At 69.5% G+C, this 24,426-nt stretch carries 21 protein-coding genes; 14 read left to right on the top strand and 7 right to left on the bottom strand.

The annotated features are described in order from the left end of the window. Window positions 1–59: 59 nt before the first annotated feature. Window positions 60–509, bottom strand: a complete 450-nt coding sequence (locus E3U26_RS22195; RefSeq protein WP_114535491.1) for a nucleoside deaminase — start codon at window positions 507–509, stop codon at window positions 60–62. Between the two features lie 108 nt (window positions 510–617). Between E3U26_RS22195 and E3U26_RS22190 the strand changes: the two genes are divergently transcribed. Next, complete coding sequence (locus E3U26_RS22190) at window positions 618–2,195, top strand: pseudouridine synthase (protein WP_499106653.1); 1,578 nt, start codon at window positions 618–620, stop codon at window positions 2,193–2,195. Window positions 2,196–2,342: 147 nt separating this feature from the next. On the opposite strand, the gene hemP is transcribed toward E3U26_RS22190, so the two are convergent. Next, on the bottom strand, window positions 2,343–2,519 hold the full coding sequence (gene hemP, locus E3U26_RS22185) for a hemin uptake protein HemP (protein ID WP_010394206.1): 177 nt from the start codon (window positions 2,517–2,519) through the stop codon (window positions 2,343–2,345). 168 nt (window positions 2,520–2,687) lie between these two features. Further along, window positions 2,688–3,644 carry a zinc ABC transporter substrate-binding protein gene (locus tag E3U26_RS22180; RefSeq protein ID WP_499106651.1) on the bottom strand — a complete coding sequence of 319 codons (957 nt, stop codon included), beginning with the start codon at window positions 3,642–3,644 and terminating at the stop codon, window positions 2,688–2,690. 80 nt (window positions 3,645–3,724) lie between these two features. Between E3U26_RS22180 and E3U26_RS22175 the strand changes: the two genes are divergently transcribed. From E3U26_RS22175 to E3U26_RS22160, 4 genes are all read left to right on the top strand, one after another. Next, window positions 3,725–4,219, top strand: a complete 495-nt coding sequence (locus E3U26_RS22175; RefSeq protein WP_036754760.1) for a Fur family transcriptional regulator — start codon at window positions 3,725–3,727, stop codon at window positions 4,217–4,219. Then, a complete protein-coding gene (locus E3U26_RS22170) occupies window positions 4,216–4,980 on the top strand; it encodes a metal ABC transporter ATP-binding protein (protein ID WP_499106649.1) in 765 nt (254 codons plus the stop codon). The genes E3U26_RS22175 and E3U26_RS22170 overlap by 4 nt, the downstream gene beginning before the upstream one ends. 6 nt (window positions 4,981–4,986) lie before the next feature. Continuing rightward, window positions 4,987–5,769 (top strand): metal ABC transporter permease, encoded by a 783-nt coding sequence (locus E3U26_RS22165; RefSeq protein WP_036754754.1) that lies wholly within the window; start codon window positions 4,987–4,989, stop codon window positions 5,767–5,769. Between the two features lie 214 nt (window positions 5,770–5,983). Continuing rightward, entirely contained in the window at window positions 5,984–6,187 is a 204-nt protein-coding gene (locus E3U26_RS22160) for a hypothetical protein (RefSeq protein ID WP_370362691.1), read from the top strand. Window positions 6,188–6,336: 149 nt separating this feature from the next. Here the strand turns inward: E3U26_RS22160 and E3U26_RS22155 are convergent, their stop codons facing one another. From E3U26_RS22155 to E3U26_RS22140, 4 genes are all read right to left on the bottom strand, one after another. Beyond that, a complete protein-coding gene (locus tag E3U26_RS22155) occupies window positions 6,337–7,002 on the bottom strand; it encodes a YjbF family lipoprotein (RefSeq protein WP_499106647.1) in 666 nt (221 codons plus the stop codon). Then, window positions 6,999–9,212, bottom strand: a complete 2,214-nt coding sequence (locus E3U26_RS22150; protein ID WP_036754741.1) for a YjbH domain-containing protein — start codon at window positions 9,210–9,212, stop codon at window positions 6,999–7,001. Before E3U26_RS22150 ends, E3U26_RS22155 begins: the two co-directional genes overlap by 4 nt. 88 nt (window positions 9,213–9,300) lie before the next feature. After that, complete coding sequence (locus E3U26_RS22145; protein ID WP_499106646.1) at window positions 9,301–10,212, bottom strand: hypothetical protein; 912 nt, start codon at window positions 10,210–10,212, stop codon at window positions 9,301–9,303. A gap of 127 nt (window positions 10,213–10,339) precedes the next feature. Beyond that, window positions 10,340–11,722 (bottom strand): L-serine ammonia-lyase, encoded by a 1,383-nt coding sequence (locus E3U26_RS22140; RefSeq protein ID WP_072462779.1) that lies wholly within the window; start codon window positions 11,720–11,722, stop codon window positions 10,340–10,342. A gap of 227 nt (window positions 11,723–11,949) precedes the next feature. Between E3U26_RS22140 and dusB the strand changes: the two genes are divergently transcribed. From dusB to hflX, 9 genes are all read left to right on the top strand, one after another. Further along, complete coding sequence (gene dusB, locus E3U26_RS22135; protein WP_499106645.1) at window positions 11,950–12,993, top strand: tRNA dihydrouridine synthase; 1,044 nt, start codon at window positions 11,950–11,952, stop codon at window positions 12,991–12,993. After that, window positions 12,990–14,147 carry a two-component system sensor histidine kinase NtrB gene (locus E3U26_RS22130; RefSeq protein ID WP_036754731.1) on the top strand — a complete coding sequence of 386 codons (1,158 nt, stop codon included), beginning with the start codon at window positions 12,990–12,992 and terminating at the stop codon, window positions 14,145–14,147. Before dusB ends, E3U26_RS22130 begins: the two co-directional genes overlap by 4 nt. Before the next feature lie 9 nt (window positions 14,148–14,156). Beyond that, a complete protein-coding gene (locus E3U26_RS22125) occupies window positions 14,157–15,605 on the top strand; it encodes a nitrogen regulation protein NR(I) (RefSeq protein WP_499106644.1) in 1,449 nt (482 codons plus the stop codon). An 85-nt stretch (window positions 15,606–15,690) separates the two neighbouring features. Further along, the gene (locus E3U26_RS22120; RefSeq protein ID WP_114535482.1) at window positions 15,691–17,949 is read left to right on the top strand and encodes a sensor histidine kinase NtrY-like; all 2,259 of its coding nucleotides are present in this window, start codon (window positions 15,691–15,693) and stop codon (window positions 17,947–17,949) included. Next, window positions 17,946–19,334, top strand: coding sequence for a sigma-54-dependent transcriptional regulator (ntrX, locus tag E3U26_RS22115; protein WP_499106643.1), 1,389 nt, complete (start codon window positions 17,946–17,948; stop codon window positions 19,332–19,334). The genes E3U26_RS22120 and ntrX overlap by 4 nt, the downstream gene beginning before the upstream one ends. 342 nt (window positions 19,335–19,676) lie before the next feature. After that, entirely contained in the window at window positions 19,677–21,053 is a 1,377-nt protein-coding gene (trkA, locus tag E3U26_RS22110) for a Trk system potassium transport protein TrkA (RefSeq protein WP_499106642.1), read from the top strand. An 8-nt stretch (window positions 21,054–21,061) separates the two neighbouring features. Beyond that, window positions 21,062–22,681: a potassium transporter TrkG gene (locus tag E3U26_RS22105; RefSeq protein WP_036754716.1), complete on the top strand. Its 1,620-nt coding sequence runs from the start codon at window positions 21,062–21,064 to the stop codon at window positions 22,679–22,681. Window positions 22,682–22,757: 76 nt separating this feature from the next. Beyond that, complete coding sequence (gene hfq, locus E3U26_RS22100; RefSeq protein ID WP_010394165.1) at window positions 22,758–22,991, top strand: RNA chaperone Hfq; 234 nt, start codon at window positions 22,758–22,760, stop codon at window positions 22,989–22,991. Next, the gene (hflX, locus tag E3U26_RS22095; protein WP_116220777.1) at window positions 22,992–24,299 is read left to right on the top strand and encodes a GTPase HflX; all 1,308 of its coding nucleotides are present in this window, start codon (window positions 22,992–22,994) and stop codon (window positions 24,297–24,299) included. Window positions 24,300–24,426: the final 127 nt, after the last annotated feature.

Raw genomic sequence — 24,426 nt, 5'->3', positions numbered from 1 at the left:
ATGCTGCGGTGCAGCGCAAGCACCCTTCGCGACGGTTTCATGACGCGGCTTTTCTCATCTCACCGACGTTCGCGAAAGAAGTCTTGCAGCAGCCGCCGCGATTCTTCTGCCGAAATGCCGTCGATGATCTCTGGCCGGTGATGGCATTGCGGATGGTCGAAGACCCGCGCGCCATGGCGCACGCCGCCCATGCGCGGATCCTCGGCGCCGTAATAGAGCACCGCGATCCGCGCGGCCGAGATGGCGGCGGCGCACATCGGGCAGGGCTCGAGCGTGACCCAGAGCCGCGCGCCGGGCAGGCGTTCCGAACCCAGGGCGGCGCAGGCGGCGCGGATCGCCAGGATCTCGGCATGGGCGGTGGGGTCGCGCAGCTCGCGCGTGCGGTTGCCGGCCTGGGCCAGCACCTGGCCGTCGGCGCCGGTCAGGACCGCGCCCACCGGCACCTCGCCGCGCCTTGCGGCGGCGCGGGCTTGGTCCAGGGCTGCGGGCATGTGCGAGGCAAAATCCATGCGCGCTTTTCGCCCGCGCCTGTCGCTTGCGCAAGAACTGCTTTCCATCCTGCGGCATTAAGCGTAGAAGCACCGCTTTGCCACCGCAGAGATGCGCAGGAGATCGCCATGACCGACACGCCCGAATCCGCACCGAAACCCGCCGCCAAGGCAGAGCGCATCGCCAAGGTGATGGCGCGCGCCGGCGCCGCCTCTCGCCGCGAGGCCGAGCGGATGATCCTGGAAGGCCGCGTGACGGTGAACGGGCAAAAGATCGACAGCCCGGCGCTGGACGTGATGCCCTCGGACAGGATCCGCGTCGACGGCAAGCCGCTGGAAGAGCCGCAGGAGACGCGGCTGTGGCTTTACTACAAGCCCATCGGCCTGGTGACCTCGGCCTCGGACGAAAAGGGGCGGCAGACGGTGTTCGACGCCCTGCCGCGCGACCTGCCGCGGGTGATGACCGTGGGGCGGCTGGACCTGAATTCCGAAGGGTTGCTGCTGCTGACCAATGACGGCGAGCTGAAGCGCCGGCTGGAGCTGCCGACCACCGGCTGGCTGCGCCGCTATCGCGTGCGGGTGAACGGCCAGCCGAACGACCTGACCTTTGCGCCGCTGCGCCGCGGCGTCACCATCGACGGCGAGGAATTCGCGCCGATGGAGATCAGCCTGGACAGCCAGCAGGGCGCCAATGCCTGGCTGACCGTCGGCATCCGCGAGGGCCGCAACCGCGAGATCCGCCGCGCCATGGCCCATGTCGGGCTGATCGTGAACCGGCTGATCCGCATCGGCTATGGCCCGTTCAAGCTGACCGGGCTGGAGGAAAACGAGGTGCGCGAGGTCAAGCGCAAGGTGCTGCGCGACCAGCTGGGCGGGCTCTTGACCGGCGAGGCCGAGGAAAAGCCGCGCAGCTTCCGCGAACGCGGCGCGGCCGAGGGCGATGACCGCCCGCGCAAGCCGCGCGAGGATGGCGAGCGCAGGCCCTTTGCCCGTCGCGAGGATGGCGAGCGCAAGCCTTTCGCCAAGCGCGCCGAGGGCGACGCCCGTCCGCGCAATCCGCGCGAGGATGGCGAGCGCAAGCCCTTTGCGCGCCGTGAAGACGGTGAGCGCAAGCCTTTCGCCAAGCGCGCCGAGGGTGACGCCCGTCCGCGCAATCCGCGCGAGGATGGTGAACGCAAGCCCTTTGCGCGCCGTGAAGACGGTGAGCGCAAGCCTTTCGCCAAGCGCGCCGAGGGCGACGCCCGTCCGCGCAAGCCACGCGAGGATGGTGAGCGTAAGCCCTTTGTCCGCCGTGAGGATGGGGAGCGTAAGCCTTTCGCCCGCCGCGAGGATGGGGCCCGGCCCTTTGCCAAGCGCGAGGACGGAGGCCGCAAGCCCTTCGCCAAGCGCGAGGATGGCGAGCGCAAGCCCTTTGCCCACCGCCCGGAGGGCGAAGGCAAGCCCGCGCGCGATGCCAAGCCCTTCAGCAAGGGTCCGCGCGGCGGTCAGCCCGGCTTCAAGGGCGGCGCGAAAGCCGCCGAGGGCGAGCGCAGCTTCAAGCAGCACGGCGAGGCGGGCTTCAAGCCCAAGGGCCAGGGCAAGCCCGCCCGCGCGTTCCAGACCGGCAAGCCCGGCGCGAAACCTGGCGCGAAACCCGGTGCCCCCAAAACCAGTCGCGCCCCCGGAAAGGGAGCGCGACCAGAGGGAAAAGGCCCGCGGCGCGGCTGATCGCGCCGTCTTGGGAATGGCCGGTGCGGCTGGTCGCGCCGGCTTGCATCATGCAGCGTCGCGGCACGCCGGGTCGATCGCGGCCCCGCTGCATCGCGGAATGCGGAGGAAGGGCCCGCCTGCAGGGGCCGGTCCCTCGGGTGCGGCTTACTTGGTCAGGATCAGCTTGCCGGCGCGGGTGATGCGCAGGTTGTACACCTGGTCGCCCAGCACGATCAGCGCCTGATTGCCGCCGGCGGTCAGCAATTCGGCGTCATATTCGGGAAGTCGTTGCAGGGCGGTCACGCCGGGACGCGTGAATTCGGCGGGGCGGGTCGCGGTCATGTCCAGTTCCTCGTTTCTGTCGCGGTGATCGTAACCTGACAAATTTCCTAAGGGATGTCAAAGGAAAATAGTCGGGAATTGTGTTTCCCATAACCTGCCGATTTACAACGGAAAAGGCGGGCCCTTTCCAGGCCCGCCTGTTCCTTGTCCCTTATTTTCCGGCAGATTTCAGTCCGTGCCCAGACAATCGGCCAGGGCCGAGGCCATGCCGCGCAGGGTTTCGGCGTAAAGCCCGGCGCCGGGGGTGGCGCCGGTGCCCTCGGGGTCGAGTGCGGTGCCCTGGCGAATCTCGCTGCCTTCGATCACCGCGGCGATCAGTTTCGGGTCGTGATTCGCCTCGGGGAAGGCGCAGATGGCGCCATTCTCGGCGATCTCGGCGCGAATCGCCTGGAGCCGCGCGGCCGAGGGCGTCGAGGCATCGCCCAGGCTGACCGCGATCGCCGGCTCCAGCCGGTAATGCTCGGTGAAATAGCCATAGGCGTCGTGGAAGACGACGAAGCGCTTGCCCTGGGCGGGGGACAGCGTGGCCTGCAACTCGGCGTCCAGCGCGGCGATTTCCTCTGCGGCCCTGGCGGCATTGGCGGCATAGGTGGTGGCGTTCTCGGGGTCGCGCCGGGACAGGGTCTCGGCGATGGCGGCGAGCCAGGCCCGGCCGTTCGCCGGGTCCAGCCAGGCATGGGGGTCGGTGCCGCTGTGGTCGTGGCCTTCATGCCCCTGTTCCCCGGCATGGCCGTGGTCATGATCCTCATGCTCATGCTCATGCTCATGCTCATCGCCGGCATAGTCCCGGCGATGCGTGGCGGGCAGGTGCAGCAGGGTCAGCATCTCGGCCTGCGGGGAAAGGCTCGTGGCCGCGCGCTCGAGCCAGGGGGTCAGTTCCGGGCCGACCCAGATCAGCAGGCCGGCATCCTGCACGCTGCGCGCCTGGCTGGGGCGCAGCTGGTAGTCGTGCGGATCGCCGCCGGCTTGCAGCAGGATCTCGGGCTGGCCCAGCTCGCCCATGACCTGCTGCACCAGGGCGCCGACGACCGGGATGTCGGTCACGACCCGCGGAACCTCGGCCCAGGCGGGCAGGGCGGTGCTGCCCAACGCGGCGGCAAGAAGAAGGGAAGAATATCGGATCATGGCGGACTCACTTGCAGAAACGCCAAGGTTATTTATGTTATATCGTAACTCGTCAAGCAGAAATGTAACGATATAACATCATGACCGCCCCGGAATCCCCCCCCGATCCGTTTCACGAACACGACCATGCCCATTGCGCGGCCGCCGTGCTGCGCCGCGCCGAGGAACAGGCGAGGGTCGAGGGTGTGCGCCTGACCCCGGTGCGCCGCCGCGCGCTGGAGATCTTGCTGGAATCGCATCGCGCCATGGGCGCCTATGAGGTGCTGGAGCGGCTGTCGGCCGAGGGCTTCGGCAAGCAGCCCCCCGTCGCCTACCGGGCGCTGGATTTCCTGGTCGAGCAGGGGCTGGCCCATCGCGTCCAGCGGCTGAACGCCTATGCCGCCTGCCTTTCGACCGAGCGCGACCACTCGCCGGCCTTCCTGATCTGCCGCGGCTGCGAGCAGGTGGCCGAGGCCGATGCGCCCGAGCTGCGGGCGGCGCTGGACCGGCTTGCCGGGGCCACCGGCTTTCACGTCGAGCGCAGCACCGTCGAGCTGCTGGGCCTTTGCGCGCGCTGCTCCGAGGCCGGGCTGTGACGGCGCTGATCCGCGCCACCGACCTGTCGGTCAGCCATGGCGGCGACCTGCCGGTGCTGAACCATGTCGATTTCCTGATCCGCCCCGGCGAGATCGTCACCGTGGTCGGTCCGAACGGCTCGGGCAAGTCGACGCTGGTGCGGGCGCTTCTGGGCCATGTCGCGCTGGCCTCGGGCCGGGTCGAGCGGGCGCCGGGGCTGCGCATCGGCTATGTGCCGCAGCGCGTGCATATCGAGCGGGCCATGCCAATGACCGTGCGCCGCTTCCTGTCGCTGCCGCGCCGCGTGGGCGACGCGCAGGCCGCCGCGGCGCTGGAGCGGACCGGCGTTCCGGGGCTGGAGGCGCGGCAGATCATCGCGCTGTCGGGCGGGCAGTTCCAGCGCGTGCTGCTGGCCCGCGCCCTGCTTGGCGACCCGCAGCTTCTGGTGCTGGACGAGCCGACGCAGGGCCTGGACCAGCCCGGCATCGTCGCCTTCTACAAGCTGATCGAGGAGGTCAGGGCCGAGACCGGCGCCGCCGTGCTGATGGTCAGCCACGATCTCCTGGTGGTCATGCGCGCCTCGGACCGGGTGGTGTGCCTGAACGGCCATGTCTGCTGCGAGGGCACGCCGCAGGCGGTCAGCGCCGCGCCCGCCTATCGCGCCATGTTCGGCGCCGAATCGCAGGGCACGCTGGCGCTTTACCAGCATCACCATGATCACGACCACGACCATGTCGCAGAGGGCCATCGCCACGGCCCGGCCTGCGCCCATACGCATTGAGGCCCCATGCTTGACGACTTCCTGACCCGAGCCGCCCTGGCGGGGCTTGGCCTTGTGCTGGCGACGGGGGCGCTGGGTTCCTTCGTGGTCTGGCGCCGCATGGCCTATTTCGGCGATTCGACCGCCCATGCGGCGATCCTGGGCGTGGCGCTGAGCTTCGTCTTCTCGCTGCCGATCTATCTGGGCACGCTGGCCGTGGCCGTCGCCATGGCGCTGATCGTGGCCCATCTTACGGCGCGGGGCCAGTCCATGGACACGGTGCTGGGCGTGCTCGCGCATAGCGCGCTGGCGCTGGGGCTGGTGGGGGTCAGCTTCGTGCCCTCGCTGCGGGTGGGGCTGGACGCGTTCCTGTTCGGCGACATCCTGGCGGTGACGCGGACCGACCTGGCCTGGATCTGGGCCGGCGCGGCGGCGGTCCTGGGGCTGCTCATCTGGCGCTGGCAGCGGCTGGTGACGGCCTCGGTCAACGAGGAACTGGCCATGGCGGCGGGAATCGATCCGGCGCGCGAGCGGCTGATCCTGTCCCTGGCGCTGGCCCTGGTGGTGGCCATCGCGATTCGGATCGTGGGGGCGCTGCTGATCTCGGCCATGCTGATCGTGCCGGCGGCGGCGGCGCGGGGATTCTCGGCAACGCCCGAGCGGATGGCGGGTTCCGCCACCCTGATCGGCGCGGTTTCGGTCTTTGGCGGACTTTGGGCCAGCCTTTGGTTCGACACGCCCGCGGGCCCGTCGATCGTGGCCTGTGCGGCGATGATTTATGCAGCCACATTAGTGGTTTGCAGGAGATGACCGGCCACGGCCGGCAGGCGGGAACCCGCGGGTTTTCGCCGATCCGGCGGCGGCATCTCGCCGAGCGCGGCGGGTGTTGGCTATTATGCAACAGTCGCCTGAGGCGCGCGTGATTTCCCGATCAAGACCGCTTTCCAAGTCCTTGGGATTATGCGACTGTCTCAGCGATGTTGCCGGCAACGGCAGCCGTCAAAGTACTGAACGGAGCATGATCATGACCAAATTCGCTACCTTCGCCCTGGCCCTGGGCCTGTCGGCTTCGACCGCTCTCGCCGGTGGCTATGTTGCCCCGGTCGTTGAAGTCGAGCCGGTTGTCGTTGACGAGAAGCCCGCTTCGACCAACGCTGGCCTCGTCGTTCCGGCTCTGCTGCTGCTGGGCGTCATCGCCGCCGTCGCTTCGGACGACGACGACAGCTGATCGCCGAACGGAACTTCGGTTCCGCAAAGTTGAAGGGGCTGGCCCTTGGCCAGCCCTTTTTTCATGTCCGGCCATTCGTCGCCCGCTCGGCTGCTGGCATAAAAAAACCGGCCGCGCGGGCCGGTTTTCCTATCGCCACTTGCGGCCTGTCAGGGGCGCAGCGTCTGGATGGTGATATAGCCCAGTCTCGGCCCAAGCCATTGCCGCGACACCGGCAGATGCCCGCCCTGCGGCATGAAGCTGTTCTGGAAGTGCGCGCCGTGGCCTTCGCAGCTTTCCAGGATCACCCCCGCCGCCGGTCCCGGCCCGGTGGTGCAGTCGAAGCTCAGCGGCCGTTCCAGCCCGTCGCCGCTGTAATAGCGCATGACGCGCGGGGCCGAGCCCGAGCGGCCGGCGCGGATCAGCGCCTCGGTCTGCGGTTCGGCGACCGACAGGTCGTTGCCCAGCCCCCGCGTGCCGATCACCATGCCGTCGCGCAGGATCAGCGCCTCTTTCGAGGGCGCCATATAGGTGCGCATGGCGCCGTTCTGGCCGGTCATCGCCATGACCTGCGTGCGGCCCAGCGATTCGAAGCCCACCAGGATCAGCGGCGCCGGGTTGACCCGCAGCGCCTCAGCCGCCATCTGCTCGGGCGTGCGCGGGGCCGGGGCCTCCTGGGCCTCGCCGCCACGCATTCCGGCCAGCGTGCCGCCGGCCGTCTTGGCGGCAATCAGCAGCGGGTTGGCCTCCCGGCCGGTATCGTCGTTGCCGCAGGCGGCCAGGCCGGCGATCAGCAGCGCCGAAAGGGCGGCCTTGTGGATACGGGTCGCGATCATCGCCAGAACCTCCCCCAGCCTTGGTAAAGTTTGACGGATTGCGCGTCCCGGACCTTGTCGTAGAGCCGCCCGTCCACGTTCACCCGCGCCCCGCCGTCGCGCGACAGCGACCGCAGCGTGCTGCTTGCGCGATCCCGCGTCGGCGTGCCCGCGGCCCAGGAAATCGGCAGCGAGACGGTGATGCCCTTGTCGAACGAGCCCTCGCCGAACTGATCTTCGCTCATGTCGGTCTTGGTGGCAAAGGCGCCCACGCGCCAGCCATTGGCGAATTCCCGCGTCAGGGTGATGGTCGCGCCCTTGTCGCCGGCCAGGTATTTGCCCACATCCAGCTGCGCCGTGAAGCCGTTGGCGAATTCGTAATAGGCCGACAGGTGCCCGGTCGTGACCTCGTAGTCGCGGAAGCCGAACACATCGTCGAAATCGCGCTTCTTCACCCGGTTGATCTCGGCTCCGAAGGCCAGGGGCGAATTCGCGGGCTTCCACAGCACCTCGCCCGAGACGCCGCCATAGGCGCGTTCCAGCAGGCCGACCGTCACCCGCGTATAGACCTGCTCGGTCGGCTGGGCATACCAGGCCAGGGTCAGCTCGGGGATCGTCGGGCTGTCGTTGCCGGTATACATGCGCGTATCCGAGCGGACCCGAGGCACGCCCTTGAAGGATTCATAGGCCGGGTTCGAGACATATTCCTCGGGCGTGTAATGCTCGCCGCGGCCGCAGCGGTCCATGCCCGGCGGGGGTGTGTTGCCGGAGCCGCAGGGAATCCCCGGCCCGCGCTGCTCCATGCTGCCGAAAGCGCGCTGGCGCAGGGTGCCCGACAGGATCAGGCCCGGCATGATCTCGTAGCTGGCCTTCAACTGCGCGCCAACCTCATAACGCAGCGGATCCTGCGGGTCGAACAGCCCCAGTTCCAGATAGGGCCCCAGGTTCCAGCGGAAGCGCGGGAACAGGCCAGGCGTCGTCACCAGATCGCCCGGTCGCGGCTCGGCATCGACCAGGGTCGAGGCAGCGGCGATCCGGCCGGCCTCGGTATTCTCCAGTCGCTCGACATCCGAGCGTTTCAGCACCACGGACGAGGTCGCCATGCCCTCGGTGTTCGAGGTGATGACGAGCGTCTCGACCGAGGGCGGCAGGGCGCGGGTCATCAGCCGCGCGGTGCGGCCGATGGCCTCGGATTGCTGGATATAGCGGGTGTTGCGGATGCGCAGCTCGGCCCGGTTCGACGACAGCGCCATGGATTCGAGGATCTGCCCCTCGTCGGCCAGCGCATCGGCCAGCGCGGTCTGGATTGCCGGCTGCGCGGTCGGATCGGCCGACCAGGCGCCCGACCAGCCCTCGGGGTCGGCGGCAGGCGCAGGGCGCGGCTTGACCGGCGCCGGCGCCTTTTCCAGCCCCGAGGGGAAGGGCGCATTGCGCGGGTTCAGCGCAAAGCTGAACTGTGCGCCAAAGGTATCGCCGCCCAGCGTGTAAAGCCCAAGCTGATATTGCGGGTTGAAGGTGTAGTAGGCGCCCAGGTTGAATTGGCTACCCGGCGCCTCTTCGGTTCCCCTGCGGGTCTCGGGCACGTATTCGTCGCTGGAATATTCGGCGACCAGGCTCAGCTTGTCGTTGACCTGCCAGGCGATCGAGCCGAAGGGCTTGGGGCTGCCCGAGAACCATTCATCGACATTGGGCTTGCCGCCCTGGTCACCAGCGTCGGGGCGGCGATATTCGCCCGCCAGACGGCCCCAGCCGATGCCAAGGCTGGCGCGCAGCCGCGGTGTGATGGACTTGCTGGCGACGATATATTCGCCGGAATAGACTCCTGTGCCCATGAAGTCCTGAAGCCCGACCGCGACGGCGGGCCGCCACCCGGCCTCGTCCAGAACCTGGAAGCGGATGTCGAAGGATCGGTCCCAGATATGGTCCAGTTCGTTGTGGTCGGTCATCCCCTCGACCCGCGAATAGCGCAGGGCGGTGGTGATGCGCGGGTGCAGCTGGAAGACGACGTTATGACGCCGCCCCAATTCGTTATAGGACACGGTGCCGCCCAGGGTGCCGTCGGGCAGCATTTCGGCCGTGGGCGTTTCGACCCCGCCCGGCAGGCCGTAGCTGTTCAGCACATTGCCGATCAGCGGGTCGGTGCGGGCCGGGCTGGTGCCGAGACCCAGAAGCAGCGCAACTGGCACGGTGGAGGCCAGCAGGCGACGGGTAAGCATCGAATGGGCGCGCATCGCGGCTCCTCTCAGGTCGTGGCCCGCAGCGAGGCGGCGGGTGGGCCGGCGCCGCGCGGGCCTTGCCGCACGGCGCCCGGATCTTGGCTTATTCGCTCGGGGCGGGCGGCTCGGGCAGGATCAGGGTCGGGGCCGGGACACCGCTTGTCGTATCCGACCCGCCGGAAGCCGGAGGGGTCGCGGGCGCCGCCGAACCGTCGGTCGCGGGCGTTTCGGCATCCGGCGCGCCGGTCGTCGCGGCGCCGGACGCCGGCGTCTCGGCCGTGCTGCCCGCCGCAGGGGCGGTCGTCGGCGCGCTGCCGGTCGCCGGCGTCTCGGGCGTCATGCCGGCCGCGGGCGTCGTGCTGGTGGTCGGCGTCGTGCCGGTGGTGGTCTCCGCCGGTGCCGTTGCCGGGGCCGTCGTGGGGGCTTCCGTCTCGGGCGTTGCGGTCGCGGGCGTGGTTTCGGGCTTGGCCGCGGGCGCTGCCGGTTTCGGCTGGGCCTTGGGCTTGGGGGCGGCCGACGAGGCGCGGACCTGCGCCTTGGGCATGGTGTCGGTCGGCACGGCGCAGCCGCTCAGGCGCTGGCTGCCGACGCGCAGCCGCGCGGTGAAGGGCGTCTTCTGCCCGCCCGCCTCGCATTCCGCCGCCTGGATGTTCAGCGCAAAGACCGAACCGTTCATCGAGCCGATGAACTCGACCCCCCGGCCATAGGCCATGCGCCGCACGGTGACGCCGACCGATTTCGCGCCGGGCCGTTCGTAGACGGCGGTCTTGTCGGCGGCGGTCACGGTCCAGCCGGGGCCGGCGGCGCGGAACATGGCCGTTCCCAGCGTGCTGGCCTCGGCGGTGGCGACGGGCTTGCCTTCGGTCCCGGTCTCGATCGGCGCTTCCAGCGGCGAGACGCCGGGCGGGCCGGAATGGGCGGGGGCCTCGGGTTCGGAGGACTGGAAGGGCAGTTCGCCGCAGGCGGCAAGGGCTACAGTCATCGAAAGAACGGCGAATGCCGAACGGAATTTCATCTGCTCTGTCCCGGTTCCGTGGGTTTTGCTTATGCTGATTGGCTACAGGAAGGGCAGGGCTGGGGCAAGCGCCGACAGGGCCCGGCTTGCGCCAAACCCCCGGTTTGCGCGATTCTTTGCACGCGGTTCAGCAGTTGGGCACATTGACGGCCAGACCGCCGAGCGAGGTTTCCTTGTATTTGTCGCTCATGTCGCGGCCGGTCTGGCGCATGGTCTCGATGGCGGCGTCCAGCGGCACGAAATGCTGGCCGTCGCCGCGCAGGGCCAGGCTGGCCGCCGAGACCGCCTTGATGGCGCCCAGGCCGTTCCTTTCGATGCAGGGTACCTGCACCAGCCCCTTCACCGGGTCGCAGGTCATGCCCAGGTGATGCTCCAGCGCGATTTCGGCGGCGTTCTCGACCTGGGTGACCGTGCCGCCCATCACGGCGCAGATCCCCGCCGCCGCCATGGCCGAGGCCGAGCCGACCTCGGCCTGGCAGCCGCATTCCGCGCCCGAGATCGAGGCGTTGTGCTTGATCAGCCCGCCGATGGCCGCCGCCGTCAGCAGGAACTCGTCGAGCTGGCGCTCCGAGGCGCCGGGCACATGGTCGAGCCAATAGCGCACCACCGCCGGCACCACGCCCGCCGCGCCGTTCGTCGGCGCGGTCACGACCTGGCCGCCGGCGGCGTTTTCCTCGTTCACCGCCATGGCATAGATCGACATCCAGTCGTTGATGACATGCGGCGCGGTCAGGTTCATGCCGGATTCGGCCTTCAGCGCTTCGTGGATGGCGGCGGCGCGGCGGCGGATCGACAAGCCGCCGGGCAGGATGCCGCCCGTCGCCAGCCCGCGGTCCATGCAGTCGCGCATCACCTGCCAGATGCGGCGGATGCCGGCGGAAATCTCGGCGTCGCTGCGATACACCCGCTCGTTCTCGCGCTTCATCTGGGCGATGGACTTGCCCGATCTTTCGGCCATCTCCAGCATCTCGGCGGCCGAGGCAAAGGGAAAGGGCACCCTGGGCGAGGCATCCGTGCGGGTGTCGTCGCCGCGCGCCTCCAGCTCGCCCTCGGTCATCACGAAGCCGCCGCCGATGGAATAATAGACCTCGCGGAAGATCACGTCGCCCTGCTGGTCGGTCGCCATCAGCACCATGCCGTTGGCATGGCCGGGCAGGGCGCGGTCGTAGTCGAAGATCAGGTCGCGCGCCGGATCGAAGGCCAGCTCGCCCAGGCCCTCGGGCGACAGGATCTTCGTCTCGCGGTTGCGGGCCAGCGCCGCCTCGGCCGCCTCGGCATCCATGGTCTCGGGCAGGAAACCGGCCAGGCCCAGGATGGTGGCGCGGTCGGTCGCATGGCCCTTGCCGGTAAAGGCCAGGCTGCCGTGCAGGCTGGCGCGCAACCCATGCGCGCGGAACGGCTGCTGGCGCAGCGCGTCCAGAAAGCGGCCTCCGGCCACCATCGGCCCCATCGTATGGGACGAGGAAGGGCCGACTCCGATCTTGAAGATGTCGAAGACGGAAAGAAACATCGCGCACTCCTAGCTGGCGTGGAAAGCCTAGCCGCCGCGGCCCGTCCAAGCCAGCGCGGTTGCGACAGGCGACTTGAAGCTCCGCGACATTTGACGAAACCGGGCCTGCCGACTATTTAGGCATCAAGCATGAAAAAGCGGCAAATTCGGGCATGGCGCAAAAGCCTGCCGATCAGGCACAAGCCGTTTTCTTTCGCATTCCCGCCGACTGGCATACGAGTTTTCCCATGACACTGCCCGAACCCATCACCCTTGGCACCACGCGGCTTGGCCCGCCGGTCTTCCTGGCGCCCATGGCCGGGATCACCGACCTGGCCTTTCGCCGCGCCGTCGCGCGCCATGGCGGGGCGGGGCTGATGGTCAGCGAGATGGTCGCCTCGACCGAGATGGTGACGCCGCGGCCGTCCACCCGCGCCGCCGTGCGCGCCAAGGCGCTGACCGAGGGCGCATTGCCGGTCAGCGTCCAGATCGCCGGGCGCGAGGCGGGCGCCATGGCCGAGACGGCGCGGATCGTTGCCGGCATGGGCGCGCGCATCGTCGACATCAACATGGGCTGCCCGGCCAAGAAGGTGACGGGGGGGCTGTCGGGCGCGGCCTTGATGCGCGACCTCGACCATGCGCTGGGGCTGATCGACGCGGTGGTCGCCGCCGTGCCCGACCTGCCGGTGACGCTGAAGATGCGGCTGGGCTGGGACGCGGATTGCCTGAACGCGCCGGAACTGGCGCGCCGCGCGGCCGGGGCGGGGGTGCGGATGCTGACCGTGCATGGCCGCACGCGGGCGCAGTTCTATACCGGCAGCGCCGATTGGGCCGCCATCCGCCAGGTCGCGAACCTGCCCGGCCGGCCGCCGCTGGTCGCCAACGGCGACGTGGTGGACGCGGCCTCGGCCCGCGCGGCGCTGCGGCAATCGGGCGCCGATGCGGTCATGGTCGGGCGCGGCGCGCAGGGCGCGCCCTGGCGGCTGGCGCAGATCGCGCATGCGCTTTGGGGTACGCCCCGGCCCGAGGTGCCGCAGGGCGCCCGGCTGGCCGAGGCGGTGGCCGAGCATTACGACGACATCCTGTCGCTTTACGGCCGCGAACTGGGCCTGCGCGTCGCCCGCAAGCACCTGGGCTGGTATGCCGAGGCGAACGGCGCCCCGAACCGCGCCGAACTGCTGCGCGCGCCCACGCCCGAGGCGGCGCTGGCCGCGATCCGCGCCGGCTTCGGCGATGCGCCCGCTGCCGATGTCCCCGAACAGAACTCCCCGGCCACCGAGGCGCCTTCATGACCAGCCGTGCCGCGTCCGACATGCTGCCCGATCCCGAGATGGAGGCCGGCGGCGGCTTTGTCCCGGCAGAGGTGGGGCCGAACTGGTCGGCGCTTCCGCTGCCGGCGATCATCCTGGACGCGCAGGGCCGCATCGCGGCGATGAACGACCTGGCCGAGGCCTTCCTGAACATCTCCTGCCGCTCTTCGCTGGGGCAGGCGCTGGAGGGGGCCGAGATGCTCAAGCGGCTGCGCATCGTGCCCACGCTGGGCTCGATCCTGGAGCGGATGCGCGAGGGCCATGACGCGCTGAACCGCGCCGGCGTACGTTTCGAGATCGGCGACCGCTCCGGCGGGCATTCCGACCGCATCGGCACCATCCATGCCGGGCCTGCGCCCAGCCCGGCGGGGGGCACGGTGATCCTGATCTCGCCGCTCGACGGGGCCGGGCGGCTGGGGCAGGGGCAGGCGGCGCGCTCGGCCGCGCGCTCGGCCATCGGCATGGCCGAGATGCTGGCGCATGAGATCAAGAACCCGCTGGCCGGCATCCGCGGCGCGGCGCAGCTGATCGGCATGAACCTCAAGGCCGAGGACCGCGACCTGGCCGACCTGATCGTCGCGGAATCGCGCCGCATCGTCGAATTGCTGGACCAGGTGGAACGCTTCGGCGACACCTCGGCGCCACGGCTTTCGGCCGTGAACGTCCATGACGTGCTGGAGCGGGTGCGCCGCTCGGCCGCGGTGGGTTTCGGCAAGGGGCTGCGCATCGTGCCCGACTACGACCCCTCGCTGCCGCCGGCGCTGGCCGATCCCGACCAGCTGGTGCAGGTCTGCCTGAACCTGGTCAAGAACGCGGCCGAGGCGATCGGGCGGGCGCGGCGGGGCGGCACCATCCGCATCCGCAGCTTCTACGACGGCACCCTGCGCCTGGCTCCGACCGAGGCCGAGCCGCAGGGCCGCAGCCTGCCCCTGCAGATCGAGATCGAGGACGACGGCCCCGGCATCCCCGAATCGCTGATCGCCGAGGTCTTCGAGCCCTTCGTCTCGGGGCGCGAGAACGGCACCGGCCTGGGGCTGGCGCTGGTTTCCAAGATCATCACCGACCATGGCGCCTGGATCGCGCTCGATTCGCGCCCCGGTCGCACCGTTTTCCGCATCTCCCTGCCCAAAGCCTGAGGTTTTCCCATGGACGGCACCGTTCTGATCGCTGACGACGACCGCACCATCCGCACGGTCCTGACCCAGGCCCTGACCCGCGCGGGCTGCCGGGTCCATGCCACCGGCTCGCTGGCGCAACTCTTGCGCTGGGTCGAGGAGGGGCGGGGCGACCTGGTCATCACCGACGTGATGATGCCCGACGGCAACGGCATCGACATGATCCCGGCGATCCGCAAGGCGCGGCCCGACCTGCCGGTGATCGTGATCTCGGCCCAGAACACCATCGTAACCGCCATCCGCGCCACCGAGGCCGCCGCCTTCGACTACCTGCCCAAGCCCTTCGACCTGCCGGACCTGATGGCGCGGGCGGGCCAGGCGCTGTCGCGGCGGCTGCGCAAGTCCGACCCGGCCCCGGCCCCGGCGGCGCCCGAGACCGGCGCCGATCCGGCCCTGCCGCTGATCGGCCATGCGCCCTCGATGCAGAACCTGTTCCGCATGGTCGCGCGGGTGCTGAACGCCGACCTGCCGGTGATGATCGCGGGCGAGGCGGGGGTGGGCAAGACCGTGGTCGCGCGCTCGTTCCACGACTTGTCGGACCGGCGCGAGGCGGGATTCGTCGTGCTGACCTCGGCCGACCTCTCCGAAGAGACCATCCACGGCACCGCCGACCGCGCCCAGGGCGGCACGCTGCTGATCGAGGATCCGGCCGGCTTCGACGCCGCCGCCCAGGCCCGGCTGATTGGCATGATCGAGGCATGGGAGGTCGGTCCGGGCCGCAACCTGATGCCGCGCCTGATTTCCACCACCGGGCCCGATCCGCAGGCGGACGTGGGCTCCGGGCGGCTGCGGGCGGACCTGTATTACCGGCTGGCGGGAGTGACGATCACCGTGCCGCCGCTGCGCGCCCGGCTGGACGACATCCCGCCGCTGGCGCGCCACCTGCTGGCGCGGGCCTCCGCGCAGGGCCTGCCGCAACGCACGCTGTCCGAGGGCGCGGCGGCGCTGATCCGCGCCTATCCCTTTCCCGGCAACGTGCGCGAGCTGGAAAACCTGATGCGCCGGCTGGCGCTGACCGCCGCCGCCGCCGAGATCACCGAGGCCGAGGCCCGCACCGCCCTGGCGGAATCCAGCCCCATCGTGCCGCCCGCCCCGGCCGCCGGCCCCGCCGCGGCCCCGGCCGGTCCCGCCGCGGCGCCGGTCCCGCCGCTGGGCGAGCCTGCGAACATGCGCCTGGCGCAATCGGTCGAGATGCATCTGCAACGCTATTTCGACCTGCACGGCGACGACCTGCCGCCGCCCGGCCTTTACGACCGCATCCTGCGCGAGATCGAAAAGCCGCTGCTCGAGATCGCGCTGGACGCGACCGGCGGCAATCAGCTGCGTTGTGCCGATCTTCTGGGCATCAATCGCAATACCCTGCGCAAGAAACTGACCGACCTGAATATCGAGGTGACACGGCGCCGCAAACTGATGTAAAACAGCCACAGATGGCCTTGCGAGAGTCGCTTAACGGCCACAGAAAGGCTGCGGCACAGCGGCGAAACCGTGAGGACGGGCAAAGGTGGCGGGAACGCTGTCCAGGGACACATGGGAGCGCGTCGCAAGGCTGCGGCGCCTGCGGCTCTATCGCAATACCGCGACGCTTGGACTCGCGCTGCTGGGGCCGGCGCTGGCGGGCCTGACCTTTGCCGTGATGGGGCCTTTCGCCGGCGCCACCTCGGGCGGGTCTGTGCTGCGGCTGGTGCTGCTGGCGGACCTGCTCTACCTGATCGTGCTGACCGGCCTGGTCGTGGCGCGCATGGCGCGGATCGTCGCGGCGCGGCGCAAGTCGGCGGCGGGCTCGCGGCTGCACATGCGGCTGGTCGGGGTCTTTGCCACCATCGCGCTGGTGCCGACGGTGCTGGTGGCGCTGTTCGCCGGGCTGACGGTGAACATCGGGCTCGAGGGCTGGTTCTCGAACCGGGTGCAGCAGGTGGTCTCGACCTCGCTCTCGGCCGCCGAGGCCTATCAGGACGAGCATCGCCGCGACCTGACCAACGACGCCAAGCTGCTGGCCGGGGCGCTGACCCAGGCCGCGCGGCAGAACCCGATGCTGGACGACGGCGACCTGCGGCTGCTGCTGTCGGACTATCAAAGCCAGATCCAGCGCGGGCTGCGCGAGGCCTATATCGTCGATGGCCGCGGCACCATCCGCGCGCGGGGCGAGCGCAGCTATCAGTTCTGGTACGAGGAACCCTCGCCCGCCCAGTTCGACGAGGCGGCGATGCGGGGCCTGGTGCTGATCGAGGATTGGCAGAACAACGAATTCCGCGCCCTGGTGCCGCTGGTGCCGCTGGCCGACCGCTATCTCTACGTCACCCGCGACGTGGACGGCAGCCTGCTGGGCCTGCTGGACGACACCCGGCAGACGGTGGGCGAATACCAGCGGCTGGAACAGGAACGCGGCCGGGTGCTGTTCGAATTCTCGCTGCTCTACCTGGGCTTTGCGCTGCTTCTCGTGGCGGCGGCGATGTGGCTGGGCCTGTGGTTCGCCGACCGGCTGTCGCGGCCCATCGGCCGGCTGGCCGAGGCCTCCGAGCAGGTGGGCGAGGGCAACCTGGACTTCCAGATCCCCGCCCCCGATACCGGCGACGAGATCCAGACCCTGGGCGAAAGCTTCAACCGCATGACCCGGCAGTTGAAGCAGCAGCGCCAGGAACTGGTCGAAAGCTACCGCGCCGCCGACGACCAGCGCCGGCTGTTTGATTCGGTGCTGTCCTCGGTCACGGCCGGGGTGATCGGGCTCGATGCGGCGGGCGAGATCGACTTCCTGAACCGCTCGGCCACCCGGCTGCTGGGCCTCGACCCGGCGACGGCGCATGACCGGCTGCTCTCCGAGGCGGTGCCGGAATTCGCGCCGCTGTTCGAGCGGCTGGCGCAATCGGTCAACGAATCGGTGCAGGACGAGATCCGCCTGACCCGCGAGGGCCGGGTGGAAAGCCTGCTGGTGCGCATGGCGATCCGGCGCGGCGCGGCCGGCGGCCTGGAAGGCTATGTGGTGGCGCTGGACGACGTGACCGACCTGGTCTCGGCGCAGCGCATGGCGGCCTGGGGCGACGTGGCGCGCCGCGTCGCGCATGAGATCAAGAACCCGCTGACCCCGATCCAGCTTTCGGCCGAGCGGCTCAAGCGCAAGTTCGGCCCCATCGCCGGCGAGGAACGCGAGGCGCTGGAGCAATACACCGAGGTCATTATCCGCCAGACCAACGACCTGCGCCGGATCGTGGACGAATTCAGCCGCTTCGCCCGCATGCCCGAACCCGACCGCAAGGAAACCGACATCGCCAAGCTCTTGCGCGATGCCGAGCTGATGCAGCGCGACGCGCTGCAAGGCGCGCTGGTCTCGGACATCCCCGACGAGCCGGTGATCGTCGATGCCGATGCCGGCATGATGCGGCAGGTCTTCACCAACCTGCTGAAGAACGCGGGCGAGGCGCTGGACGAGCTGCGCGCGAACCCGCCCCAGGGCTGGGTGCCGCAGGTCCGCGTCTCGCTGCGCTCGGCCCCCGATGCGGTGACGATCCGCATCGCCGACAACGGGCCCGGCCTGCCGCAGGACCGCACCCGGCTGTTCGAGCCCTATGTGACGATGAAGCCCGGCGGCACCGGCCTCGGCCTGCCGATCGTCAAGAAGATCGTCGAGGAACACGGCGGCAGCCTGATGCTGACCGACACTCCCGAAGGACGCGGCGCCATGGCCGAAATCCGCCTGCCGCGCGAACGCCAGCCGGTGCGGCTTTCCGCGCGCCGCCAGAAAAACGAGCAGGAAGCAATGAAATGAGCGATATTCTGATTGTCGACGACGAGCGGGACATCCGGGAACTGATTTCCGACATCCTGCGCGACGAGGGCTTCTCGACCCGCCTCGCCGCCAATTCCGACCAGGCGGTGGCCGAGCTGAACGCGGCCGAACCGGCGCTGATGATCCTCGACATCTGGCTCAAGGACAGCAAGATGGACGGGATCGACATCCTCAAGCAGGTCAAGCGCAACAATCCCGAGGTGCCGGTGGTCATCATCTCGGGCCATGGCAATATCGAGATCGCGGTGGCGGCGATCAAGCAGGGCGCCTACGACTTCATCGAGAAGCCCTTCAACATCGACCAGCTGCTGGTGGTGATCCGCCGCGCCATGGAGACGGCGCGCCTGCGCCGCGAGAACTCGACGCTGAAGCGCGGCGAGGCGCGGGCGGCCGAGATGCTGGGCAATTCGGCGCCCTTCCGCAGGCTGCGCGAACAGCTCGACAAGGTGGCGAAATCGAACGGCCGGGTCATGCTGACCGGCGAGCCGGGAGCGGGCAAGGAAATCGCCGCGCGCTATGTCCACGCCCAAAGCCCGCGCGCCCGCGAGCCCTTCGTCACCGTGCCCTGCGCCACCATCGAGCCCGAGCACATGGAAGAGGTGCTCTTCGGCCGCGAAACCCCCGAGCGCGGCGTCGAGGCGGGCCTGCTGGAACAGGCGCATGGCGGCGTGATCTATTTCGACGAGGTGGCGGACATGCCGCTGGGCACCCAGCCCAAGATCCTGCGCGTGCTGACCGAGCAGCAGTTCCAGCGCGCCGGCGGCACCGACAAGGTGCGGGTGGACCTGCGGGTGATCTCCTCGACCAACCGCGACCTTTCGGCCGAGATCGCCGCCGGCCGCTTCCGTCAGGAGCTTTACGACCGGCTGAACGTGGTGCCGGTGGCGGTGCCCTCGCTGGCCGAGCGGCGCGACGACATCCCGCTGCTGGCCACGCATTTCATCGAGCAGTTCCATGCGGCCCAGGGCCTGCCGGCGCGCGCGCTGCCCGAGGAGACCTGCGCCGCGCTGCAGGCGATGAACTGGCCGGGCAATATCCGCCAGTTGCGCAACGTGATCGAGCGGGTGCTGATCCTGGGCGACGGCACCGGGCCGATCCAGCCCTCGGAACTGGAAGGCCAGAACGGCAGCACCAGCACCAGCGAGGCCCTGGCGCTCGGCCCGCAGATCACCAGCCTGGCGCTGCGCGAGGCGCGCGAACTCTTCGAGCGGGAATACCTGCTGGCGCAGATCAACCGCTTCGGCGGCAATATCAGCCGCACGGCGCAATTCGTCGGCATGGAGCGCTCGGCGCTGCATCGCAAGCTCAAGTCGCTCGGCGTCGTCGGCGGCATGCGCGTCGAGGAGGAGCTGATGGGGAAATGATGGCGGTGCCATGCCGGTGGCGCGGTCGCATGGGTATTTATGGAACAGAGAAGGCCGGAAACTGCGCCCCGGCCACCCCCACGGTTCAGGCGGGACAGGTTTTGGCCAAATGACCGGGGCGACTTCTCCGTTCGCGGTCATCGGCTCCCCAGCCTGTACCGCGCAACCAGGCTAGGCGCAAAAGATTGAAAAACCCTTAACGACTTCTTCGTTCTGCAAATACCCATGCGACCGTCCAGCACGCATCAAAGGCGCACGGGTGGTCCTGACGCTTTCCCTGTATCCGTCGCCCGCGCCGCGCGCTAGGATCGCGCCTCACGAAGGGCATGAACCGGGGCCGGAATGAAGATCATCATCTGCGGGGCGGGGCAGGTCGGCTGGCACATCGCACGCCATCTTGCGGGCGAGCGCAACGATGTCACCATCATCGACACCAATGCCGAGCTGATCCGGCGCGCCACCGATGCGCTGGACGTGCAGGGCGTGACCGGCTTTGCCAGCCACCCCGACGTGCTGGACCGGGCGGGGGCGCGGGACGCAGACCTGATCATCGCCGCGACCCATTCGGACGAGGTCAACATGGTCACCTGCCAGGTCGCCCATTCCGTCTTCCAGGTGCCGCGCAAGATCGCGCGGCTGCGCAGCTCGGCCTATCTGGATGCGATCTATTCCGATCTCTACCGCACCGACCACCTGCCCATCGACGTCGTCATCAGCCCCGAGCGCGAGGTGGCGCGCGCGGCGATGCAGCGGCTTTCGGCGCCCTCGACCTTCGATGCCGAGACCTTCCTCGAGGGGCGGCTGCATCTGCTGGGGATCTCGCTCGAGCCCGACAGCCCGGTGCTGAACACGCCCCTGCGCCAGCTCAACGACATGTTCATCAGCCTCAGCGCCATCGTGGCGGGGGTGCGGCGCGGCGGCAAGCTGTTCGCGCCCGAGCCGGGCGACCAGCTTTTCGAGGGCGACCAGGTCTATGTCTTCACCCTGGCCGAGGACGTGCCGCGCACGCTCGAGATCTTCGGCAAGCCCATGGCCAAGCAGGAAAGCGTGGTCATCATCGGCGCGGGCAACGTGGGCCTTGCCGTCGCCCAATCGCTCGAGGCGCGCCCCGAGCGCATCCGCGTCAAGCTGATCGAGCGCAGCCGCGCGCGTGCCGAGGATGCCGCCGATGCGCTGAACCGCACCATCGTGCTGAACGGCGACGGGCTGTCGGCCGAATTGTTGGAGGAGGCGGCCGTGCCGCGCGCCGATGCGGTCCTGGCCATCACCGACGACGACAAGACCAATATCCTGGCCGCGGTGCGCGCCAAGCAGGCAGGGGCGAAGCTCGCGATCTCGCTGGTCAACGACCCCACGCTGATGTCGCTGATGGAGCCCCTGGACATCGACGCCTTCATCAACCCGCGTGCCAGCACCGTCTCGACCATCCTGCGCCATATCCGGCACGGGCGGGTGCGCGACATCTATTCCATCGGCGATGCCGAGGCCGAGGTGATCGAGGCGCAGGTGCTGTCGACCTCGCCCATCGCCGGGCGGGCCGTGCGCGACATCGACTTTCCCGAAGGCGCGCTGATGGGCGCGGTGCGCAAGGGCTACCGCGTGGTCAAGCCCACGGGCGACCTGCGCATCGAGGAGGGCGACATCGTGGTGATCTTTGCCCTCGTCTCCGACATCCCCGAGGTCGAGCGCCTGCTTCAGGTCTCGATCGACTTCTTCTGAGTGCCGGGATGAGACTGCTGCTGCGCCTGCCGCTGATCGTGATCCTGGGGGGGATCGGCGCACTGGCCATGGTGCTGCCGGGGCTCTACGCCCATGCGCTGGACGAGCACAAGACCGGCTCGATCTTCCTGGGTGCGGCGGGGATCTTCGTGATCCTGGCCGCGATCCTGGGCTTGGCCACCGCCGACCGGCCCGAAGGGCCGCGGGCGCGCAGCGTGCTTCTGACCATGCTGGGCACCATGGTCCTGCTGCCCGCCATGCTGGCCGTGCCCTTTGCCATGGCCCTGCCCGACACCGGCTTTTTCAATGCCTGGTGGGAGATGATCTCCTGCCTGACCACCACCGGCGCCTCGCTCTACTCGGCCGACCTGCTGCCGGCGCCGCTGCACCTGTGGCGTGCCATCGTCGGCTGGCTGGGCGGGCTGTTCATGCTGGTCGCGGCCATCGCGCTGCTGGCGCCGCTGCGGGTGGGCGGCTTCGAGATCATGTCCTCGCCCTATGGCCGCAGCGAAAGGTTCGAGCGACTGCCGCGTTCGGCCGAGCCCTCGATCCTGGGCCAGCGGTCGCATCCCGCCTTCCAGACCGAACTGGCCGACCCGGTGCATCGGGTGATGCGGGCGGGCAGGGTGGTGCTGCCGGTCTATGCCGGGCTGACGCTGCTGATGTGGACGCTGCTTCTGATGCTGGGCGAGACCGGGCTGGTGGCGCTGACCCGCGCCATGGGCACGCTGTCGACCAGCGGCATCAGCCCCGTCGCCGGCCCCGCCGGGCAGGGCAGCGGCATGGCCGGCGAGGTGGTGATCTTCCTGTTCCTGATCCCCGCGCTGTCGCGCCGCTTCTGGCCCGGCGGGGGCGAGCTGAAGGCCAGCGAGAGCTGGATCGAGGATCCCGAGCTGCGCATGGCCGCGGGCGTGGTGCTGCTGGTCTCGGCCCTGCTGTTCGCGCGGCATTTCGCCGGGGCCATCGGCGTTTCCCCGACCGGGGCCAAGGGGGTGCTGGACACGCTCGACAGCGCCGCCTCGGCCGCCTGGGGAGGGATCTTCAACGGGCTGAGCTATCTGACCACGACCGGCTGGAACTCGGTCGAATGGCAGGGCGCGCGCAACTGGTCGGGGCTGAGTTCCCCCGGCCTGATGCTGGCCGGGCTGGCGATGATGGGCGGCGGCGTCGCCACCACCGCGGGCGGCGTCAAGCTGCTCCGGGTCTATGCGCTGGCCCGCCATTCCGAGCGCGAGCTGGAGCGGATCGTGCATCCCGCCTCGGTCGGCGGCGGCGGGCTGATGGCGCGGCGGCTGCGGCGCGAGGGGGCCTATCTGGCCTTCATCTTCTTCATGCTGTTCGCCAGTTCCATCGCGGTGACGGTGATGCTGATCTCGCTGCAGCGGATCGAGTTCGATTCGGCCACCATCCTGTCCATCGCGGCGCTGACCAATACCGGCCCGCTGGCCGGGGCGATTCCGCTGACCCCGACCTTCCAGGGCTCGGCCGGCATGGCGGGGGCGCCATGGGCGGGCTGGGCCGGGCTGCCGGCGCTGACCAAGGCGGTGCTGGCCGGCGCCATGGTCGTCGGCCGGGTCGAGACGCTGGCGATCCTGGCGCTGGTTTCGCCCGAATATTGGCGGCGCTAGGCGGGATCACATGCTTGCAAGCCGCCGCCCGCTCGCCTAAGTCTTGAAAACCAGCGATAAGAACAAGGTGCATCGAATGGCCGGCGACAAACAGAACCTCCAGGACGCTTTTCTGAACCATGTCCGCAAGGGCAAGGTTCCGGTGACGATTTTTCTTATCAATGGTGTGAAATTGCAGGGCGTCATTACCTGGTTCGACAATTTCTGCGTGCTTCTGCGCCGCGACGGGCAGTCGCAACTGGTCTACAAGCACGCCATCTCGACCATCATGCCGGGGCAGCCGATCAGCCTCTATGAGGGCGAGGACTGATTGGGCGAACCGACGGAAACCCGCGAGCGCCCGACACGCGCCTATGTGATCCATCCCGATCTGGGCAATTCGCGCACCCGCCGCTCGCCCGAACTGGCGCTTGAGGAAGCCGTGGCCCTGGCCCATGCGCTGCCCGCCATCGAGGTGGCTGGGGCCGAGGTGACGCGGCTGCGCAGCCCCGATCCGGGCATGCTGTTCTCCAAGGGCAAGCGCGAAGAGATCGGCCAGCACCTGAAGGCTGCCGCCGAGGGCGAGGGGGCCGAGCTGGTGCTGATCGACGGGCCGGTGACGCCGGTCCAGCAGCGCAACCTGGAAAAGGAATGGGGCGTCAAGATCCTGGATCGCACCGGGCTGATCCTCGAGATCTTCGCCGACCGGGCGCAGACGCGCGAGGGCGTGTTGCAGGTGGAACTGGCGGCGCTGGCCTATCAGCGCACGCGGCTGGTCCGGGCCTGGACCCACCTGGAACGCCAGCGCGGCGGACTGGGCTTCGTGGGCGGCCCCGGCGAGACGCAGATCGAGGCCGACCGCCGCGCCATCGACGAGCAGGTGGTGCGCCTGCGCCGGCAGCTGGAGCGCGTGGTCAAGACCCGCGAGCTGCACCGCAAGGCCCGCGCCAAGGTGCCCTATCCCATCGTGGCGCTGGTCGGCTACACGAACGCGGGAAAATCCACGCTGTTCAACCGCTTGACCGGGGCCGAGGTTCTGGCCCAGGACCAGCTTTTCGCCACGCTGGACCCGACCATGCGGCAGATGGTGCTGCCCGGCGGCCGGCGGGTGATCCTGTCGGATACGGTGGGCTTCATCAGCGACCTGCCGCATGAGCTGGTTGCCGCCTTCCGCGCCACGCTGGAAGAGGTGCTGGCCGCCGACCTGATCCTGCATGTGCGCGACATCAGCCATCCCGAGACCGAGGAGCAGGCCGGCGACGTGGGCGAGATCCTCGATTCGCTGGGCGTCGAGGAGGACGTGCCGCTGATCGAGGTCTGGAACAAGATCGACGCGCTGTCGCCCGAGACCCGCGCCGCCCTGCGGCGCACCGATGCGCGGACCCAGGGCGTGCAGGCGATCTCGGCCCTCTCGGGCGAGGGGCTGGACGATTTGCTGGCCGCCATCGAGGCGCGGCTGGCCGAGGCCCTGGACGAGCCGCGCCGCGAGGCCGAACTGGTGCTGCCGCATTCGGACGGCCGGCGCCGGGCCTGGCTGCATGAGCAGGGCGTGATCGTCGCCGAGGAGGTGGCCGAAGAGGGCGTGCGGCTGCGGCTGCGCTGGACGGACCGGCAAAGGGCGGCCTTCGAGGCGCTTTGACAGCCTCTCTCGGCCGCGGCGAGCATGGGGCCTTGGCTTGCCGAAGCCCGCGCGGCGGCGGCACCCCCCCCCGGCGAGCCTTTGCGCCATCGGGTCTTTCATCTGCGTCCCGATTTCCGTGATCCCA

The sequence above is a fragment of the Paracoccus ferrooxidans genome (assembly GCF_029909815.1).
Taxonomy (GTDB): Bacteria; Pseudomonadota; Alphaproteobacteria; order Rhodobacterales; family Rhodobacteraceae; genus Paracoccus; species Paracoccus versutus.
This window is presented reverse-complemented; position numbering and strand designations above follow the sequence as displayed.

Bases quoted from the DNA above. Each gene is read 5' to 3' on its own strand.
- E3U26_RS22125 (WP_499106644.1), top strand. From the start codon at position 14,157: ATGGACGGCACCGTTCTGATCGCTGACGACGACCGCACCATCCGCACG.
- E3U26_RS22190 (WP_499106653.1), top strand. From the start codon at position 618: ATGACCGACACGCCCGAATCCGCACCGAAACCCGCCGCCAAGGCAGAG.
- E3U26_RS22150 (WP_036754741.1), bottom strand. From the start codon at position 9,212: ATGCGCGCCCATTCGATGCTTACCCGTCGCCTGCTGGCCTCCACCGTG.
- E3U26_RS22155 (WP_499106647.1), bottom strand. From the start codon at position 7,002: ATGATCGCGACCCGTATCCACAAGGCCGCCCTTTCGGCGCTGCTGATC.
- E3U26_RS22175 (WP_036754760.1), top strand. From the start codon at position 3,725: ATGACCGCCCCGGAATCCCCCCCCGATCCGTTTCACGAACACGACCAT.
- E3U26_RS22180 (WP_499106651.1), bottom strand. From the start codon at position 3,644: ATGATCCGATATTCTTCCCTTCTTCTTGCCGCCGCGTTGGGCAGCACC.
- E3U26_RS22165 (WP_036754754.1), top strand. From the start codon at position 4,987: ATGCTTGACGACTTCCTGACCCGAGCCGCCCTGGCGGGGCTTGGCCTT.
- E3U26_RS22195 (WP_114535491.1), bottom strand. From the start codon at position 509: ATGGATTTTGCCTCGCACATGCCCGCAGCCCTGGACCAAGCCCGCGCC.
- ntrX (WP_499106643.1), top strand. From the start codon at position 17,946: ATGAGCGATATTCTGATTGTCGACGACGAGCGGGACATCCGGGAACTG.
- E3U26_RS22145 (WP_499106646.1), bottom strand. From the start codon at position 10,212: ATGAAATTCCGTTCGGCATTCGCCGTTCTTTCGATGACTGTAGCCCTT.
- hfq (WP_010394165.1), top strand. From the start codon at position 22,758: ATGGCCGGCGACAAACAGAACCTCCAGGACGCTTTTCTGAACCATGTC.
- hemP (WP_010394206.1), bottom strand. From the start codon at position 2,519: ATGACCGCGACCCGCCCCGCCGAATTCACGCGTCCCGGCGTGACCGCC.
- dusB (WP_499106645.1), top strand. From the start codon at position 11,950: ATGACACTGCCCGAACCCATCACCCTTGGCACCACGCGGCTTGGCCCG.
- E3U26_RS22130 (WP_036754731.1), top strand. From the start codon at position 12,990: ATGACCAGCCGTGCCGCGTCCGACATGCTGCCCGATCCCGAGATGGAG.
- E3U26_RS22160 (WP_370362691.1), top strand. From the start codon at position 5,984: ATGACCAAATTCGCTACCTTCGCCCTGGCCCTGGGCCTGTCGGCTTCG.
- E3U26_RS22105 (WP_036754716.1), top strand. From the start codon at position 21,062: ATGAGACTGCTGCTGCGCCTGCCGCTGATCGTGATCCTGGGGGGGATC.
- E3U26_RS22140 (WP_072462779.1), bottom strand. From the start codon at position 11,722: ATGTTTCTTTCCGTCTTCGACATCTTCAAGATCGGAGTCGGCCCTTCC.
- trkA (WP_499106642.1), top strand. From the start codon at position 19,677: ATGAAGATCATCATCTGCGGGGCGGGGCAGGTCGGCTGGCACATCGCA.